Genomic DNA, 17,159 nt, shown 5'->3' with positions numbered 1-17,159 from the left:
GCCTGGCAGCCGCCGACGCAGGCCTTCGCCGACACGTTGGCCGACACGGAGGTGCCGCCGACCGCGACCCCGGCGTTCGCACCGACCGACAGGCCGGGCTCCTCGGCGGCCGCCGCGGTCCGGTTGCCCTGGCGCGTGGCCGAGCCGCCGTTCAGCGACGCCTTCACGCCCGCGTCCACCCGGACGCCGCCGCTCCCGCCGCCCTTCGGCGCGCCGACGCCGACACCGAGCCCGAGGTCGAGATTGAGGCCCGAGCCGCTCGCCTCGACCGCTTTGCTGGACGTCGTCGGCCCGAGATCGAGGCTGAGCAGGGGTCTCGACGTCGATGTGGCGGAGGGCTGGGAGGTTTCGGCGTGTGAAACGCCGCTCATGGCGGCAATGCCGAGAACCGTCGCGCCGGCCGTCACCGCCAGTCTCCTACCGTGATGCACGGATACTCCTGAGGGGAAAGTGGTTGCACAACCTGCGAGCACGTTTACACGTCCAGTAGTGGCTGTGAACAGCGATCGGATCATTTAGGTGTAGTTTCACAATCACTCCCTGTCGAAGTTGTGCACTCTTGGGGCGTGTCGTCCGTGCATGATCGGCGCGGTGCGGACGTGCCCCGTCGCCTGGCGCGGCCGCGATACTGGGGAGATGACCAGGGTCATCGCGGGCAGCGCGGGCGGACGGCGGCTGGCCGTACCGCCGGGACGGGACACCAGGCCGACCAGCGACCGCGCCCGGGAGGGCCTGTTCGGCACGCTGCTGGCCCTGCTCGGCCCGCTGGACGGCCTGCGCGTCGCCGACCTCTACGCGGGATCGGGCGCCGTCGGCCTGGAGGCGCTCTCCCGGGGCGCCGCCCACGCGCTGCTCGTCGAGTCGCATCCGCGGGCGATGAAGGTGATCCGGACGAACGCCGAAGCGCTGGGGCTGCCCGGCGCCGTCCCGTGCGCGGACAAGGTGGAACGGGTCGTCCGCAAGCCCCCGCCGGGCGGGCCGTACGACCTGATCTTCGCCGACCCGCCATACGCGCTGGCGGACGCGGCCGTCATCGCCCTCCTGGAAGACCTCCGCGACAACGCCTGGACGGCCCCGGACGCGCTGATCGTCGTGGAGCGCGCCGCCCGCGGCCCGGCCCTGCGCTGGCCGGGCGGCTACGAGCCCGAACGGGACCGCCGCTACGGCGAGGCCGTGTTCTGGTACGGACGCGCCATCCGTTGAGACGAGCGCCTTCCGGGTAGGGGCGCGGGCGACCGCCACACCCCGGTGAAATGCGGGCCGAATACGATTTGGTACGTTCGCGCCGCAGGTCAGAAACCGGGACCGAAGGGGTTCGCGCCGTGCGCCGTGTCGTCTGTCCGGGATCGTTCGACCCCGTCACCAACGGGCACCTCGACATCATCAGCCGCGCCTCCCGCCTCTACGACGAGGTGGTCGTCGCCGTGCTGATCAACAAGAGCAAGAAGAGCCTGTTCACCGTGGACGAGCGCGCCGACATGATCTCCGAGGTCACCAAGGAGTACGGCAACGTCACGGTCGACACGTTCTACGGCCTCACCGTGGACTACTGCAGGGAGCAGAACATCCCGGTGATCGTCCGCGGGCTCCGGGCCGTCAGCGACTACGAGTACGAGCTGCAGATGGCCCAGATGAACCACCGCATCGCGGGCGTGGAGACGCTGTTCATGGCGACGAACCCCGAGTACGCGTTCCTGTCGTCCAGCCTGATGAAAGAGGTCGTGAAGTTCGGCGGCGACATCTCCGGCCTGGTGCCCGACCTCGTCCACGAGCGGCTGGTCGAGCGGCTCAAGGCGGACTGACCTCGGGCTTCCCGCGCGGGCCCGTCCGGCGCGGGACGGAGCGTCCTCGCTGACCCCCTGCGAGGGCGGAAACACGCACCGGCGGCCCTCCCTGGTGAGCGGGCCCGCGAGTTGGGGCAACGGCCGGGTCTTCGGTATCCTGGGACATCGGCCATCACCGTGGTCGTCATTCTCATGCCTCACGAAAGCAGGAATCCACTGACACGTCTCGACCCCAATGCCCCTCTCGTGCTCGACACCCGAGCTCTGGGCAGGCAACCCGGGTCGTCGCGGGAGGAGAACCTGTCCGTGCCGGCACCGGAGAATTTCGGCGTCGAGATGGTGGGCGTCCCGGAAGGCGCCGCGATCGAGCTGGACCTCCGGCTCGAAGCGGTCCTGGAAGGGGTGCTCGTCACCGGCACGGCGACGGTCCCCCTCCGGGGGGAGTGCGCCCGCTGCCTCGACCCGATCGCCTCGACCTTCGAGGCGGACTTCCAGGAACTCTTCGTCTACGACGACACCCGCTCCGGCGGGAACGCCGACGACGACGAGCTCCGCCTCGAGGGCGACCTGATCGACCTCGAACCGGTCCTGCGGGACGCGGTGGTGCTCGCGCTGCCGCTGTCCCCGCTGTGCCGGGACGACTGTCCGGGCCTGTGCCCGGAGTGCGGTGCGCGGCTGGCGGACGCCGAGCCCGGCCACCGCCACGACGTCGCCGACCCCCGGTGGGCGGCGCTGCAGGACCTCGCCGGCGACATGGCGCCGGCGTCCCCCGACCGGGGGGACGGGAGCAACGGCTCCCGTGTTTCATCCGATCGACGAGAAAGAAAGCAGGAGGGCTGACGTGGCCGTCCCGAAGCGGAAGAAGTCGCGCAGCAACACGCGGCACCGGCGCTCGCAGTGGAAGACCGCGGCGCCGAACCTGGTCGAGTGCCCGACGTGCCGCGACCAGAAGCTGCCGCACACCGCGTGCGCGACCTGCGGCACCTACAACCGGCGCGAGGTCATCGCCCCGTCGGCCTGAGTCTTCTCGCATCCTGGGGGGCGGATCCGCGCGGACGGCGCGAACCGCCCCCCGATGCGGCAGGACCAGGCATCCGACCACCCGGCGCGCGACGCCGGCGTGGTGACAGGCGCGGAGACCGAACGGACCGTCGAGCGAAGCTCGTCCGTTGAATGGCGGCGGGCGGGGCTGGAGGACGGTCGTTCACTGCGCCCGGAGCCGTGGTGCACGCCGGGATCAGCCGACCGGCGCGCACCTCGTCTTCGCGGACCCTCCTCGCCCGTCCTCGCCGGCCCGGCCGCCCAGGCCGCGCGCCCCAGACGCGACCGCGCCATGCGCGGTACACGGCCTGCGAGGAGGGCCCGTGAGCGGAAAGAAGAGCGATCCGGCGCCGGATCGCACCGAACTGACCGGCGCCCTCGGCGTCGAAGTAGGCGCAGAGCTGCTCGAACGCGCGCTGACGCACCGTTCGTACGCGTACGAGAACGGCGGCCTGCCCACCAACGAGCGCCTGGAGTTCCTCGGCGACTCGGTGCTGGGCCTCGTCGTCACCGACACCCTGTTCCGCGGCCACCCCGACCTGCCGGAGGGGCAGCTCGCCAAGCTGCGCGCCGCCGTGGTCAACATGCGCGCCCTCGCGGGCGTCGCGCGCGGCCTCGGCGTCGGCGCCCACATCCGGCTCGGCCGCGGCGAGGAGGGCACCGGGGGCCGCGACAAGGCCTCGATCCTCGCCGACACGCTGGAGGCGCTGATCGGCGCCGTCTACCTGGACCGCGGGCTGGACGAGGCGTCCGCCCTGGTCCACCGGCTCTTCGACGCGCTGATCGCCCGTTCGGCGGGCCTCGGCGCCGGGCTGGACTGGAAGACCTCGCTGCAGGAGCTCACCGCCGTGGAGGAGCTCGGCGTCCCCGAGTACCACGTCGCCGAGAGCGGCCCCGACCACCAGAAGACGTTCCGCGCGTCCGTGCGGGTCGGCGGGCGGACGTACGGGTCCGGCGAGGGCCGCAGCAAGAAGGAGGCCGAGCAGCACGCCGCCGAGGCCGCCTGGAACGAGATCCGCGAGATCGTCGTCCAGCGAGACGCTCCCGGGCAGGCGCAGCCGGCAGCCGGCGGCCAGGCCGGTCATGGCCGGGTCGCCGACGGGCAGGCGGGCCAGGAGCAGGCCGGACAGGCGGCCCAGGCCGGTGCCTGAGCTTCCCGAGGTCGAGGTCGTCCGGCGGGGCATGGACCGGTTCACGGCCGGCCGCACCATCGCGTCCGCCGAGGTCCTGCACCCCCGGGCGGTGCGCCGCCACGACGCGGGTCCCGCCGACTTCGCCGGACGCCTCGCCGGACGCACCGTCCTCACGCCCCGCCGCCGCGGCAAGTACCTGTGGCTGCCCCTCCGCGCCGACGGGGACGGGACGCCCGAGGAGGCGCTCCTGGCCCACCTCGGGATGAGCGGCCAGTTGCTCGTCGGCGAGCCGGACCGGGAGCGCGAGAAGCACCTGCGGGTCCGGATCGCCTTCGCCGACGGGGGCCTCGACCTGCGCTTCGTCGACCAGCGGACGTTCGGGCACCTCATGGTCGCCGACCTGGCGCCGGACGCGGTCGACGGCTCGGGGCTGGTTCCGGAGCCGATCGTCCACATCGCCGCCGACCCGCTGGAGGACGCTTTCGACGCGGAGGCGTTCTACCGCGCCCTCCGCCGCCGCAAGACCGGGATCAAGCGGGCGCTGCTCGACCAGTCGCTGATCAGCGGCGTCGGCAACATCTACGCCGACGAGGCCCTGTGGCGCGCCAGGCTGCACTGGGCGCGGCCGACCGAGACGATGACGCGGGCGGAGGCGGCCCGCGTCCTGGAGGCCGCACAGGACGTCATGGGGGACGCCCTGGCGGTCGGAGGCACGTCGTTCGACCGGCTCTACGTGAACGTGAACGGCGAGAGCGGGTATTTCGAACGCTCGCTGGACGCCTACGGAAGGCGCGACGAACCGTGCTGCCGCTGCGGGACGCCCATCCGCCGGGACGAGTTCATGAACCGTTCGTCCTACAGCTGCCCGGTGTGCCAGCCGCGCCCCCGGCGGGCACGGTGCTAGGGCGTGGACCGATGACCGGAACGGGGGACGCGATGGACGACGGCGACGAGACGGTGCGGCTGACGGCCTGGGTCCGCGGCCACGTCCAGGGGGTCGGATTCCGCTGGTGGGTGCGGGCGCGGGCCCTGGAGCTCGGCCTGGCCGGCAGCGCCACCAACCTGCCCGACGGCCGTGTGGAGGTCGTCGCCGAAGGGCCCCGCGCCAAGTGCCGCGAACTCCTCGGCCTGCTGGACGGTGACGACCCCGAACCGGCCCGTCCGGGGAAGGTCACCGGCGTCACCGAGCGTTGGACCGGGCCACGCGGCGAACCCCCCGGTTTCCACGAGCGGTGACGGGGTCGGGAGCCCTCGTTAATACCTGCTAAACTAGTAGAGGAAGGTTGTTACCGGCCTGTGATGTGCGTCTTGACCAGGACACCGGCCGGTGCGACTCTAGACGATACGCGCACCGACTTCAGCAGATTCTCGTGCGCGATCCCTGCTGGTTACTCAGCGTGGAGGACCCTTAGTCATGGCGAAGGCTCTACTCGGCCACGTCGGCGGTCCCGACCCCCGGATGGTCGCGGAGATGCGGCGCCTTCAGCAGCGCGTACGTGATCTGGAAGCCGAGCTCGTACGGCTCCAGGCGGAGAACGACGCGCTTGCGACGGCGACTGACGACGATGTGATGTCGCTTCCGGTGAAGGACCGTGAACCGGCGCTGACCTGATCGGCGCCCGCTTCTCAAGAGTGAACAGGGACGCCGCCACCCGGCGTCCCTTAATAATGCCAGCTGTGTTGGCCGTGTCGGCCCAGGGGGGCGACCCCCTGGAACCCCCGTCGCGAGCCGGTCGATCCTCACGCCACGGTGCGGGTTATCCGTGACCGTGCGGGTTTTTGATCGTGGCGCTGCGGTCGCCCGGCTCGTCGGGTCGTGCGACCTCCGGCGCGGGGCGCCTCCGGCCACACGACCCGTGACCCCGGCTTAGGTCTTGTCCGAGTCAGGTGTTGTGACCCGTCCGCGGATGGGTGTCGTCGCCGTTCATGCTTTTCAGTGAAGCGGGGACGTCCGCCATTTCTGTGTACGCCCAGGTCGTCACATCGGAGACCAGTCAAGATTCGGTCAATCCCGGCCCTTTTTCGGTACGTCCGCGACCGACGGATTTGTGGCAATGGCCTACATCCGGGTACCCGCAGTGGAGCGCTCCGCGCGACCATCTGACGCGACGACCCCGGCCACCCCCTCAACCACGCGACAACCTCAGCGCTTGCGATCGCGTCCGAAGGCAGGTTTCGAGCTTGCGAGAAACCTGATCGCGCAGCGAGCCGCCAGGCGAGACGAAGCGATGCAGCGATCGCGCCGCGTTGCGCGACGGTGGAGGGCCGCCAGGCCCGAAGGAGGAGCGCAGCGCAGTAGGCGAGGAGCGCAGCGCAGTAGGCACAGTCGCCAGGCCCGAAGGAGGGGAGAAACGCAGTAGACCCAGTATCGTTCGACGGATGTCGTCGGCTCTTCGGCTGCTGAGGGGGACAGGGAGCGCGTGTATCTCAAGAATCTGACGTTGCGCGGCTTCAAGTCCTTCGCGTCGTCGACCACGTTGAAGTTCGAGCCGGGCATCACGGCGGTGGTGGGGCCGAACGGGTCGGGCAAGTCGAACGTCGTGGACGCGCTGGCCTGGGTGATGGGGGAGCAGGGCGCCAAGTCGCTGCGCGGCGGCAAGATGGAGGACGTCATCTTCGCCGGCACCGCGAGCCGGGCGCCGCTGGGGCGTGCCGAGGTCGTGCTGACGATCGACAACTCCGACGGCGCGCTGCCGATCGACTACACCGAGGTCACGATCAGCCGGCTGATGTTCCGGTCGGGGTCGAGCGAGTACGCGATCAACGGCGACGCCTGCCGGTTGCTGGACATCCAGGAGCTGCTGTCCGACTCGGGCATCGGCCGCGAGATGCACGTGATCATCGGGCAGGGGCAGCTCGACCGCGTCCTGCATTCGGGGCCCGAGGGGCGCCGGGCGGTGATCGAGGAGGCGGCGGGCGTCCTCAAGCATCGCAAGCGGAAGGAGAAGGCGCTCCGCAAGCTGGACGCGATGCAGGGCAACCTGACGCGCGTCCAGGACCTGACCGGTGAGCTGCGGCGGCAGCTGAAGCCGCTCGGGAGGCAGGCGGAGATCGCGCGCAAGGCCGCCGTGATCCAGGCCGACCTGCGCGACGCGCGGCTCAGGCTGCTGGCGGACGACCTGGTCACACTGCGGACGAGGCTGGATCAGGAGGCCGCCGACGAGGCCGCGATCCGGGAGCGCCGCACGGAGACGGAGCGGGCGCTGGCGGAGGCGCAGGAGCGCGAGGGCGTGCTGGAGGCGGAGGAGGCCGAGCAGGCGCCGAGGCTCGCGCAGGTCCAGGACACGTGGTTCCAGCTGTCGGCGTTGAAGGAGCGGCTGCGCGGCGTCGCCGACCTGGCCGCCGAGCGGTACCGGAATGCGGCCGAAGCCCGCGAGGAGGAGCGGCGCGGTCGCGATCCCGAGGACATGGAGCGTGAGGCGGCCGAGATCCGCGAGCAGGAGGAGATGCTGCGGGCGGCGCTGGAGGAGGCGCAGGACGGCCTGTCGCACGCGGTCGAGGAGCGGTCGGGTGCCGAGGAGACCCTCGCCGCCGAGGAGCGCAGGCTGCAGGCGGCCGCCCGGGCGGCGGCTGATCGTCGGGAGGAACTGGCCCGGCTGCGCGGGCGCGTCGAGGCGCTGCGCAGCAAGGCGCAGGCGGGGCGGTCGGAGATCGGGCGGCTCACCGAGGCGCGGGAGGAGGCCGGGCAGCGGGCCGAGTCCGCGCAGGCCGAGTTCGAGGCGTTCGAGGCGGAGGTCGTCGAGGATCCGGCGCTGGCGGCCGAGCACGAGGCCGTTCAGGAGGCGCTCGCCACGGCCAAGGACGCCGCGGAGTCGGCGCGGGCGGCGGTGGCCGGACCGCGTGGGGCGCTGAAGGAGGCCCGGTCGGCCGTGGGTTCGGCCAGGTCGGCCGATCAGGCGGCGCAGAAGAAGATCGCGGCGCTGCAGGCCCGGATCGAGGCCCTGAACCTGACGTTGGCCAGTGCGGCTGACGGCGGGGAAGCGTTGTTGTCGGCGGGTTCCGATGGGTCGCTCGACGGTGTCCTGGGGACGGTGGCGTCGCTGCTGAACGTCCGTCCCGGGTACGAGACGGCGGTCGCGGCGGCGCTCGGGAACGCCGCGGAGGCCATTGCGGTCGGTTCGCTCGACACCGCTGAGGCCGCGCTGGTGCTGTTGCGGTCGCGTGACGCGGGACGGGCCGGGCTGCTCATCGGCGGGGGAGCGGCTGGGGCCTGGGAGAGGGTTCCGGGTGTCGACTACGCGGTCGACGCGGTGAACGTGCCTGAGTCTGTGCGTCCTGCGGTCGAGCATCTACTGCGTGATGTGGTCGTGGTGGGCGACGTACCGAGCGCGGCTGCGCTCGTCCGTAGGGAACCGTCCTTGCGGGCTGTCACCCGCGATGGGGAACTGGTGGGCGCGCATTGGGCGCAGGGAGGCGCGGCGGGTGGCGGCCAGAGTCTCCTGCAGATGCGCGCGACGCTCGACCAGGCCGCTGAGGACTTGGCTACGGCCGAGACGACGGCCGGCACGGCCGCAGAGGACCTCAACGCGTCGATAGAGCGCGAGCAGGCCGCACAGGCGGCGCTGGAGGGCGCGGAAGCCGCCGCTAGCGAGGCCCAGTCGAGTGTGAACCTGGCCCAGGCGGAGCTTGACCGCGTCCGCGCGCGCTTGCGCGAGTTCGACGCGCAGGCCGCTCAGGAGGCCAAGCGTGCCGCACGCCTGGAGGCCGACGTCCGCGCCGCCCGGGGCGAGGCGGAACGGCTGACCAAGGCGCTCGACGCGGCCAACGAGTCCCTGGAGCGCGACGCCGAGGCCGTCGAGGAGCTCGCGCTGCGGCTCGCCGAGTCCGAGGAGGCCGCGGAGGTCGCCGACGAGGCCGGGCACGACACCGACGCCCGCGACGAGCTGAACCTCCGCTGCCAGGAGCTGCGCGCCGTCGAGATGGAGGCGCGGCTGACGGTCCGCACCGCCGAGGAGCGCGTCCAGGCCATCACCGGACGCGCCGACACGCTGGAACGCGGCGCCCGCCGCGAGCGCGAGGAGCGCGCCCGTGCCGCGCAGCGCCGCGCCCGCCGCGATGAGCAGGCCAAGGTCGCCGACGCCGTCCTCAAGGGCGCGCGGACGGCCCTCGAGCGCATCGAGCACTCCCTGGCCGCCGCCGTCCGGCGCAGGGAGGCCGCGGAGCAGGCCAAGGCCGCCCGCGAGGCCGAGGTGAAGGTCGTCAGGACGCAGGTGCGCGAACTGTCCGGGACGCTCGAACGGCTCGTCAACGTCGTCCACGGCAACGAGGTCGCCCGCGCGGAGCAGCGGCTCCGGCTGGAGCAGTTCGAGCAGCGCGCCCTGGAGGAGTTCGGCCTGGAGGTCGAGGCGCTGGTGTCGGAGTACGGGCCCGACCAGCCCGTCCCGCCGGACCCCGAGAAAGAATCCGGTTCGGACGGAGAAAAGGACGCTGTCGCGCAGCCCGTCCCGTATGACAGGGCCGTCCAGGAAAAGCGCGCCAAAGTGGCGGAACGGCAGCTCAACCAGCTCGGCAAAGTCAATCCGCTCGCGCTGGAGGAGTTCGCCGCGCTGGAGGAGCGGCACGCCTTCCTGACCTCGCAACTGGAAGACCTGAAGAAGACCCAGCGGGAACTTCTCGGCCTCGTCAAAGAGGTGGACGAGCGTGTCCAGCAGGTGTTCGCCGCCGCCTACGACGACACCGCCCGCGAATTCGAACGCATTTTCGCCCGGCTGTTCCCCGGCGGGGAGGGCAGCCTCTCGCTGACCGAGCCCGGCGACATGCTCGCCACCGGCGTCGAGGTCGCGGCCCGCCCGCCCGGCAAGAAGGTCAAGCGGCTGTCGCTGCTGTCGGGCGGCGAGCGGTCGCTGGTCGCGATCGCGTTCCTCGTCGCCGTCTTCAAGGCCCGCCCGTCGCCCTTCTACGTCCTCGACGAGGTCGAGGCCGCGCTCGACGACACCAACACGCAGCGGCTCATCACCGTCTTCGAGGAGCTGCGCGAGTCGTCCCAGATCATCCTGATCACCCACCAGAAGCGGACGATGGAGGGCGCCGACGCCCTCTACGGCGTCAGCATGCGCGGCGACGGCGTCACCCAGGTCGTCAGCCAGCGGCTGCACGAGCGCGCCTGAATTCGTCCTATCGCACGTGATATACGCCACCTTTCAATGGAACGTTACACCGCTGGGTGTTCCATATTTCGGACGGGTCCGTGATCTGGTCCGCGGTATTTTCGGCGTCCTATAACGGTTTGGCACGGGAGCATTTGCGCCGGTAACGGGATGGTCAGCGCGGCCAAGGTGCACCGAACGTGACGGCGCGGCGACGCTTACGGGCTTGTGTGCTCTGGACCAATCCACTACGCATAGGCACCGTGGTTCTCCGGCTCCCGTTGCCGGGCACCCCCGCCCGGTGCGGAGGACCGCTGGAAGGGTGATGCTCGTGGACCCGCAGAAACTCAAAGACAATTTCGCCCTGGTGGCCGTGAACGGCGTGGACGTCGCCGAATATTTCTACGCGGACCTTTTCGCGCGGGAACCGCAGCTCAGGTCGCTGTTCCCGGCCGGGATGAGCAAGCAGCACGAAGTGCTGCTCGGCGCCCTGTCCGAGATCGTCTCGACCGTCGACGACCAGGACGAGCTCGTCCCCTTCCTGCGGGACCTCGGCCGCAGGCACCACGACTTCGGCGTCCTCGACGAGCACTACGCGCCCGTCGGCGCCAGCCTCATCGCCACCCTCGCCTACTTCACCGGGCCCGGCTGGACCGAGGACCTCGAACGCGACTGGAGGGCCGCCTACGGCCTGGTCGCCAAGGTCATGTCCGACGCCGCCACGGAGCTCGTCTCCTGATCACGTGGACGCACAGCGCCTGAAAGACAACTTCGCGCACGTCGCCGAGCAGGGCGACGCCGTCGCGCTCTTCTTCTACTCCGACCTGTTCGTGCGCAACCCGCACCTGCGCGACATGTTCCCCATCGGGATGAGCCACCAGCGCGACAAGCTGCTGCGCGCCCTCGGGCACATCGTCGCCAAGGTCGACGATCTGGCCAACCTCGTCCCGTTCCTCCAGCAGCTCGGCCGCGACCACCGCAGGTTCGGGATCGTCGCCGAGCACTACCCGCACGTCGGCGCCAGCCTCATCGCGACGCTCCGGCACTTCTCCGGGGACGCCTGGAGCGAGGAGATCGAGAGCGACTGGAGCGCCGCCTACACCCTCGTCGGCAAGGTCATGCTGGAAGCCGCGGACGAGGACTCCCTGACCAGGCCCGCCTGGTGGAACGGCCAGGTCGTCGCGGTCGAACGGCGCCGGTTCGACATCTGCGTCCTGCGCGTCCAGCCGGACCGGCCGCTGCCGTACGAGCCCGGCCAGTCCGTCGCGCTGGAGGTGCCGTCCCGGCTGCGGCACTGGCGGTACTACTCGATGGCGAACGCGCCGCGCCCCGACAACAGCGTCGACTTCCACGTCCGGCTCGTGGACGGGGGCCCGGTCAGCCCCGTCCTGGTGCGCGCCACCGAGACCGGCGACCGCGTCCGGATGGGCGCGCCCGTCGGCACCCTCACGCTGGACGAGTCGTCCGGACGGGACATCATGCTCATCGCGGGCAGCACCGGGCTCGCACCGCTCAAGGCGATCCTGGAGCAGATCGCCCGCCGCTCCGAGCCGCCGCGCGTCCACCTGTTCTTCGGCGCCCGCACCCGCGACGGCCTGTACGACCTGGAGCATCTGAACAAGCTCGCCGGCGAGTTCCCCTGGCTCACCGTCATCCCCGCCGTGTCGGAGGAACCCGGCGGACACGGCTTCCCGCCGGTGCTCCAGTCGGGCCCGCAGGTGGGATCGCAGTCATGGTTCGAGACGGGATCCGCGCCCGGACCGTTGCCAGGGGACGGCGACGTCGAGCACGGGAACCTGTCCGACGTCGTGGCCAGGCGCGGCCCCTGGGACGACCACGACGCGTACGTGTGCGGGCCCGCCGCGATGGTCGGGCACACCGCCGAGCAGCTCGCGCTGCTCGGCGTCCCGCGGGACCGCATCCGGCTGGAAACCTTCGCAGACGCACAGAGGTGAGCCCGTTGAACCCACCGAACCTTCCCGTCGTTTCCGAGGGCACGCGGCTGACCCCGGGCGAGCTCCGGTCGGTGGAGTTCGCCCGGGCCGCGCTCGGCCGCCGCGGATACGACGAGGAGGAGGTCCGCGCCTTCCTGGCGTACGTCGAGCACGAACTCGTCCAGATCTACAACGACAAGGCCGCGCTCGGCGACGAGGTCAACCGGCTCCGCGCCCAGGCGGCCGGCGGCGCGGGCGGCGGCGTGCTGGGGCCCGAGGACGCCCATTTCCAGGCCGTCCGGATCCTGTCGCAGGCCCAGCAGACCGCCGACCTGTACGTCGCGGACGCCGAGCGCTACACCCGCGAACTCGCCCACGAGGCCCGGCTGCACCGCGAGGCGATCCTGTCGGACGCCAAGGGACGCGCGGAGCAGATGCTGGAACACGCCCACCGTAAGGCCGCCGCCGTCGCCGACGCGGCCGTCCGGACCGCCGAGCAGCACGCGCGAGCCTCCGCCCTCCCCCGCACCGGCGGCGCCCTGCCGGACGACGAACGCCGCGAGATGGAGCGCGAGATCGCCTACCTGCGCACCTACAGCGACGTCTACCGCACCCACCTGCGCTCCTACCTGGAGGCGCTCCTCCGCAACGTCGACGAATGGGAGAACTCCGAACGCGCTTCGCTGCCGCACTGATTGCGTTTCTCTGCTGTGCTTATTGCAGTGCTCTCCTCCTTCGGGCCTTGACGGCCCTCCATCGTCGAGCGCTGCGCGCGATCGCTGCATCGCTTCGGCTCGCCTGGCGGCTCGCTGCGCGATCAGGTTTCTCGCAGGCTCGAAACCTGCCTTCGGTCGCGATCGCAAGCGTTGAGGTCGTTGCATTGTTGCGGCGGTGGCTGGTGTGGTCTCGTCCGTGGGGTGCGAGGACCGTGTGGTCCTGCTCCTGGGGTGCGGGACGGTGTGGTCCTGTTCGTGGGGTGCGGGGGCGGCGTGGTCTCGTCCGTGAGGTGCCGGGGGTTGGCTCGTTGGGTAGGCGGCTTCTGGAAAACTGGGGGGCGCTATGGAATATCTGATCGTCATTGCCGCGCTGGTGGTCGTCGGGCTGATCATCGGCGGTGTCATGTTGGTCCGTCCGCGCCTGGGACGGGGGGAGCGGCCGCCCGCCGAGCGTCCCGCCGAGCGGTCGGGGGGCGCGACCGCCGTCGACGAGGCGGAGGCCGGCGCGCCCACCGTGGAGCGGGCGCCGCCGACGGAGGTCCCGCCGCCGCGGCCCACGGTCGAGATCGAGACGCCGCCGCCGGGCGCGGGGCGCCTGGTCAGGCTGCGGGCGCGGCTCGCCCGCTCCCAGAACACCTTCGGCAAGACCCTCCTCGGGCTGCTGTCGCGCGAGACGCTGGACGACGACGCCTGGGAGGAGATCGAGGACACCCTGATCACCGCCGACCTCGGCGCCGCCGTGGCCCGCCAGGTCACCGACGACCTGCGGACGAAGGTGCAGGTGCTCGGCACGCGCAGCCCGGAGGAGGTCCGCGCGCTGCTCAAGGACGAGCTGGTCAAGCAGATCGGCCCTGATCTGGACCGCTCGCTCCACACCGACACGCCCGGCGAACGTCCCGCCGTGCTGATGGTCGTCGGCGTCAACGGCACCGGCAAGACCACCACGTGCGGGAAGCTCGGCCGCGTCCTCGTCGGCGACGGGAAAACCGTGATCGTCGGCGCCGCCGACACCTTCCGCGCCGCCGCCGCCGACCAGCTGGAGACGTGGGCGACCCGGGTCGGGGCGCAGGTCGTCCGGAAGGACGAGGGCGCCGACCCCGCCAGCGTCGCGTTCGACGCCGTCAAGCAGGGCATCGACACCAAGGTCGACGTGGTGATCATCGACACCGCGGGACGGCTGCACACCAAGACCGGGCTGATGGACGAGCTGGGCAAGATCAAGCGGGTCGTGGAGAAGCAGGCCATGGTCGACGAGGTGCTGCTCGTCCTGGACGCCACGACCGGGCAGAACGGCATGCAGCAGGCCCGCGTGTTCGCCGAGGTCGTCAACGTCACCGGCGTCGTGCTGACGAAGCTGGACGGCACCGCCAAGGGCGGCATCGTCGTCCAGGTGCAGCGGGAGCTGGGTGTCCCGGTCAAGCTCGTCGGGCTGGGCGAGGGACCGGACGATCTCGCCCCCTTCGAGCCCGAGGCCTTTGTCGACGCCATCCTGGGAGACTGAAAAAACAGGCCAATATTACAGAAATGCGGTTTGTGAGGATTTGGAAACACCGGTGAAACACGCCGGGACCGGGTTTCACACCGCGGAAACGTAGGACGCCCTCAGCCGAAACCGCCGCGCCCGAGTCTCTGAGCAGTCACGTTCCCCTGGCGAGGAGGGACTCTCTCAGAGATGAAGATCGATAGCGGTGGTACCGCCTGGATGCTGACGAGCACCGCGCTCGTCCTGCTGATGACTCCCGGACTTGCCTTCTTCTACGGCGGCATGAGCCGGGCCAAAAGCGTCCTCAACATGATGATGATGAGCTTCGTCAGCATCGCCGTCGTGGGCATGGCGTGGGTCGTCTACGGCTACTCGCTCACGTTCGGCGACGGCGGCGGGCTCAGCTCGTTCATCGGCGGGCTCGGCGACTGGGGCCTCGTCGGCCTGGAGAACGCCGCCACGGCCGACGACGGCACCGGCATCCCGCAACTGGTGTTCGCGGCCTTCCAGGCGACGTTCGCCATCATCACCGTCGCGCTGATCAGCGGCGCCGTCGCGGACCGCGCCAAGTTCGGCGCCTGGGTCGTGTTCACCCTCGTGTGGGTGACGCTCGTGTACTTCCCGATCGCGCACTGGGTGTGGTGGTCGGACGGCGAGGACGGCGGCAAGGCCGGCTGGCTCTTCGACCTCGGCGCCCTCGACTTCGCGGGCGGCACGGTCGTGCACATCAACGCGGGCGTCGCGGCCCTCGCGCTCGTCCTCGTCCTCGGCCGGCGCAGGGGCTGGCCGAAGGAGCCGATGCGCCCGCACAACCTGCCGTTCGTCCTGCTCGGCGCCGGGCTGCTGTGGTTCGGCTGGTTCGGGTTCAACGCCGGGTCCGCGCTCGGCGCCGGAGCCACCGCGGCCGTCGCGTTCGTCAACACGCTCGCCGCGGCCTGCGCCGCCGCGTTCGCGTGGATCGTCGTCGAGAAGCTGCGGGACGGGTCGTCCACCACGCTCGGCATCGCGTCCGGCATCGTCGCCGGGCTGGTCGCCGTCACCCCGGCCTGCGCGTTCGTCACGCCGCTCGGCGCCATCGCCCTCGGCCTCGTCGCCGGCGCGGTCTGCGCGTTCGCGGTGAGCCTGAAGTACAAGCTCGGCTTCGACGACTCGCTGGACGTCGTCGGCGTCCACATGGTCGGCGGCATCGTCGGCGCCCTCCTCATCGGCCTCCTGGCCACCACGGCGGTCAACGACGCCGGCGCCGACGGCCTGCTCGCGGGCGGCGGGTTCGCGCTGCTCGGCAAGCAGGCGGTGGCGGTGCTCGCGACGCTCGCCTACTCGTTCGCCGTCACCTACGCGATCGCCAAGGTCATCGACCTGGTCATGGGCTTCCGGATCAGCGAGGACGACGAGGCCGCCGGCATCGACAGCACGGCGCACGCCGAGACGGCGTACGACTTCGGCACCATCCGGGCGGGCGTCGGCTCCGGCGCGACCGCCGCGGCGCCCGTCCCGGCGGCCCCGGCCTCCGGTCACTCCGTCGGAACGAAGGTGGAAGCGAAGAAATGAAGCTCATCACGGCGGTCATCAAGCCGTTCAAACTGGACGACGTCAAGAAGGCCCTGGAGGCGTTCGGGGTGCGCGGCCTGACGGTCAGCGAGGCCAGCGGCTACGGCCGGCAGAAGGGCCACACGGAGGTCTACCGCGGCGCCGAGTACCAGGTCGACCTGGTGCCCAAGCTGCGGGTCGAGGTCCTCGTGGACGCGGCGGACGCCGACGACATCATCGACGTGATCGTCAAGGCGGCCCGCACCGACAAGATCGGTGACGGGAAGGTCTGGGCCGTCCCGGTCGACACCGTCGTGCGCGTCCGCACCGGCGAGACCGGCCCCGAGGCCCTCTGAACGGCACGGCCCGCGGCTGGGGGACGGGATGAGTTCAGAACGCCAAGCGGAACCCGAGGGGGCCGGCGGGCAGGAGCCGACCGGAACGGCCCGAGCCGCTCTCGTGGCGGCTCGGGCCGAACGGGCCGCTGACCTGGACCGATGGCTGCAGTCCCTGCTGACCGCCGCCCCCGCCGCGCCGGTTCCCGAGGACGTCGCCCTCATCGCGGTCGGCAGCCACGCACGACGTGAGCTGACGCCCGGCGGCGACCTCGACCTGGTCCTCCTGCATCGCGGCCGCGCCCGGATCGCCGAGGTCGCCGACCGCGTCTGGTACCCGGTCTGGGACTCCGGGCTGCGGCTCGACCACTCCGTCCGGACCGTCCACGAGGCCCGGACGGTGGCGCGCGGCGACCTGAAGGCGGCCCTTGGGCTCCTGTCGGCGCGCCGGATCGCGGGCGACACCGCACTCGTGGACGACCTGCGCGCTGCCGTCCTCACCGACTGGCGGGCGGACGCCCCCGTCCGGCTGGCCGAGCTGTCGGAGCTTTGCCGCGAACGGTGGGAGGCCCACGGCGAGCTGGCCTTCCTCCTGGAGCCCGACCTCAAGGAGGCGCGCGGCGGGCTGCGCGACGTCCACATCCTGCACGCCGTCGCCGCGTCCTGGGTGGCGTCCGGCCCCGATGGCCGGGTCCGGGCGGCCCACGCTCTGCTGCTCGACGCCCGGCACGCGCTGCACGAGGTCACGGGCCGGTCCGCCGACCGCCTCGTCCTGCAGGACCACGACGCGGTCGCCCGCGCCCTCGGCCTGGCGGACGCGAACGTCCTGCAACGCTCGATCTCGGAGGCCGCCCGGACGATCACCTACGCGTCCTCGCACGCGTGGCGGCGCGCCGACCGCTTCACCAAGTCCCGGGGCGGCTCCCGGCGAGGCGTGGTCGAGCGGCGTCCCGTCGGGAACGGCGCCGTCGAGCACGACGGCGAGGTCGTCCTCGCGCGGAACGCCGACCTGAACGACCCGGCCCTCGTCCTACGCGTCGCCGCTGCCGCCGCCCACGCGGGCCTGCCGCTCGCTCCCGCGACGGTCGACCGGCTCGCCGGACGCGCCGCCCTGCCC

17 protein-coding genes are annotated in these 17,159 nt (G+C 71.5%); 16 read left to right on the top strand and 1 reads right to left on the bottom strand.

Annotated elements, in window-relative coordinates:
- A partial coding sequence (locus tag ETD83_RS29275) for a hypothetical protein (RefSeq protein ID WP_205717947.1) occupies window positions 1-407 on the bottom strand: 407 nt, incomplete at its 3' end.
- A 229-nt stretch (window positions 408-636) separates the two neighbouring features.
- Here ETD83_RS29275 and rsmD point away from each other — a divergent pair.
- The 16 genes from rsmD to ETD83_RS29195 all read left to right on the top strand — a co-directional run.
- Window positions 637-1,203, top strand: a complete 567-nt coding sequence (gene rsmD / locus ETD83_RS29270; protein ID WP_138648440.1) for a 16S rRNA (guanine(966)-N(2))-methyltransferase RsmD — start codon at window positions 637-639, stop codon at window positions 1,201-1,203.
- A gap of 119 nt (window positions 1,204-1,322) precedes the next feature.
- Entirely contained in the window at window positions 1,323-1,802 is a 480-nt protein-coding gene (coaD, locus tag ETD83_RS29265) for a pantetheine-phosphate adenylyltransferase (protein ID WP_205717946.1), read from the top strand.
- A gap of 174 nt (window positions 1,803-1,976) precedes the next feature.
- Entirely contained in the window at window positions 1,977-2,624 is a 648-nt protein-coding gene (locus ETD83_RS29260; RefSeq protein ID WP_138648438.1) for a YceD family protein, read from the top strand.
- 1 nt (window position 2,625) lies between these two features.
- Window positions 2,626-2,805 carry a 50S ribosomal protein L32 gene (rpmF, locus tag ETD83_RS29255; protein WP_138648437.1) on the top strand — a complete coding sequence of 60 codons (180 nt, stop codon included), beginning with the start codon at window positions 2,626-2,628 and terminating at the stop codon, window positions 2,803-2,805.
- A gap of 343 nt (window positions 2,806-3,148) precedes the next feature.
- Window positions 3,149-3,976, top strand: a complete 828-nt coding sequence (rnc, locus tag ETD83_RS29250) for a ribonuclease III (RefSeq protein WP_138648436.1) — start codon at window positions 3,149-3,151, stop codon at window positions 3,974-3,976.
- Entirely contained in the window at window positions 3,969-4,862 is an 894-nt protein-coding gene (gene mutM, locus ETD83_RS29245) for a bifunctional DNA-formamidopyrimidine glycosylase/DNA-(apurinic or apyrimidinic site) lyase (protein WP_138648435.1), read from the top strand. Before rnc ends, mutM begins: the two co-directional genes overlap by 8 nt.
- 32 nt (window positions 4,863-4,894) lie before the next feature.
- On the top strand, window positions 4,895-5,194 hold the full coding sequence (locus tag ETD83_RS29240) for an acylphosphatase (RefSeq protein ID WP_138648441.1): 300 nt from the start codon (window positions 4,895-4,897) through the stop codon (window positions 5,192-5,194).
- A 178-nt stretch (window positions 5,195-5,372) separates the two neighbouring features.
- Window positions 5,373-5,570: a hypothetical protein gene (locus tag ETD83_RS29235; RefSeq protein WP_131967557.1), complete on the top strand. Its 198-nt coding sequence runs from the start codon at window positions 5,373-5,375 to the stop codon at window positions 5,568-5,570.
- Window positions 5,571-6,378: 808 nt separating this feature from the next.
- Complete coding sequence (gene smc, locus ETD83_RS29230) at window positions 6,379-10,065, top strand: chromosome segregation protein SMC (RefSeq protein WP_138648434.1); 3,687 nt, start codon at window positions 6,379-6,381, stop codon at window positions 10,063-10,065.
- 310 nt (window positions 10,066-10,375) lie between these two features.
- Window positions 10,376-10,783 (top strand): globin domain-containing protein, encoded by a 408-nt coding sequence (locus ETD83_RS29225; protein WP_171064489.1) that lies wholly within the window; start codon window positions 10,376-10,378, stop codon window positions 10,781-10,783.
- A 4-nt stretch (window positions 10,784-10,787) separates the two neighbouring features.
- On the top strand, window positions 10,788-11,999 hold the full coding sequence (locus tag ETD83_RS29220) for a globin domain-containing protein (protein ID WP_138648432.1): 1,212 nt from the start codon (window positions 10,788-10,790) through the stop codon (window positions 11,997-11,999).
- A 5-nt stretch (window positions 12,000-12,004) separates the two neighbouring features.
- A complete protein-coding gene (locus tag ETD83_RS29215; protein ID WP_171064488.1) occupies window positions 12,005-12,673 on the top strand; it encodes a DivIVA domain-containing protein in 669 nt (222 codons plus the stop codon).
- Between the two features lie 364 nt (window positions 12,674-13,037).
- Window positions 13,038-14,195, top strand: a complete 1,158-nt coding sequence (gene ftsY, locus ETD83_RS29210) for a signal recognition particle-docking protein FtsY (RefSeq protein WP_138648430.1) — start codon at window positions 13,038-13,040, stop codon at window positions 14,193-14,195.
- A gap of 171 nt (window positions 14,196-14,366) precedes the next feature.
- Window positions 14,367-15,728 carry an ammonium transporter gene (locus ETD83_RS29205; protein ID WP_138648429.1) on the top strand — a complete coding sequence of 454 codons (1,362 nt, stop codon included), beginning with the start codon at window positions 14,367-14,369 and terminating at the stop codon, window positions 15,726-15,728.
- Window positions 15,725-16,063 carry a P-II family nitrogen regulator gene (locus ETD83_RS29200; RefSeq protein WP_138648428.1) on the top strand — a complete coding sequence of 113 codons (339 nt, stop codon included), beginning with the start codon at window positions 15,725-15,727 and terminating at the stop codon, window positions 16,061-16,063. The genes ETD83_RS29205 and ETD83_RS29200 overlap by 4 nt, the downstream gene beginning before the upstream one ends.
- 28 nt (window positions 16,064-16,091) lie before the next feature.
- A partial coding sequence (locus ETD83_RS29195; protein ID WP_230421270.1) for a [protein-PII] uridylyltransferase family protein occupies window positions 16,092-17,159 on the top strand: 1,068 nt, incomplete at its 3' end.

The sequence above is a fragment of the Actinomadura soli genome, from assembly GCF_005889715.1.
Taxonomy (GTDB): Bacteria; Actinomycetota; Actinomycetes; order Streptosporangiales; family Streptosporangiaceae; genus Spirillospora; species Spirillospora soli.
This window is presented reverse-complemented; position numbering and strand designations above follow the sequence as displayed.

Excerpts from the sequence above, each read along its gene's own strand:
- rsmD (WP_138648440.1), top strand. The coding sequence starts at position 637 with ATGACCAGGGTCATCGCGGGCAGCGCGGGCGGACGGCGGCTGGCCGTA.
- ETD83_RS29260 (WP_138648438.1), top strand. The coding sequence starts at position 1,977 with ATGCCTCACGAAAGCAGGAATCCACTGACACGTCTCGACCCCAATGCC.
- ETD83_RS29240 (WP_138648441.1), top strand. The coding sequence starts at position 4,895 with ATGGACGACGGCGACGAGACGGTGCGGCTGACGGCCTGGGTCCGCGGC.
- ETD83_RS29235 (WP_131967557.1), top strand. The coding sequence starts at position 5,373 with ATGGCGAAGGCTCTACTCGGCCACGTCGGCGGTCCCGACCCCCGGATG.
- ftsY (WP_138648430.1), top strand. The coding sequence starts at position 13,038 with ATGGAATATCTGATCGTCATTGCCGCGCTGGTGGTCGTCGGGCTGATC.
- ETD83_RS29205 (WP_138648429.1), top strand. The coding sequence starts at position 14,367 with ATGAAGATCGATAGCGGTGGTACCGCCTGGATGCTGACGAGCACCGCG.
- ETD83_RS29200 (WP_138648428.1), top strand. The coding sequence starts at position 15,725 with ATGAAGCTCATCACGGCGGTCATCAAGCCGTTCAAACTGGACGACGTC.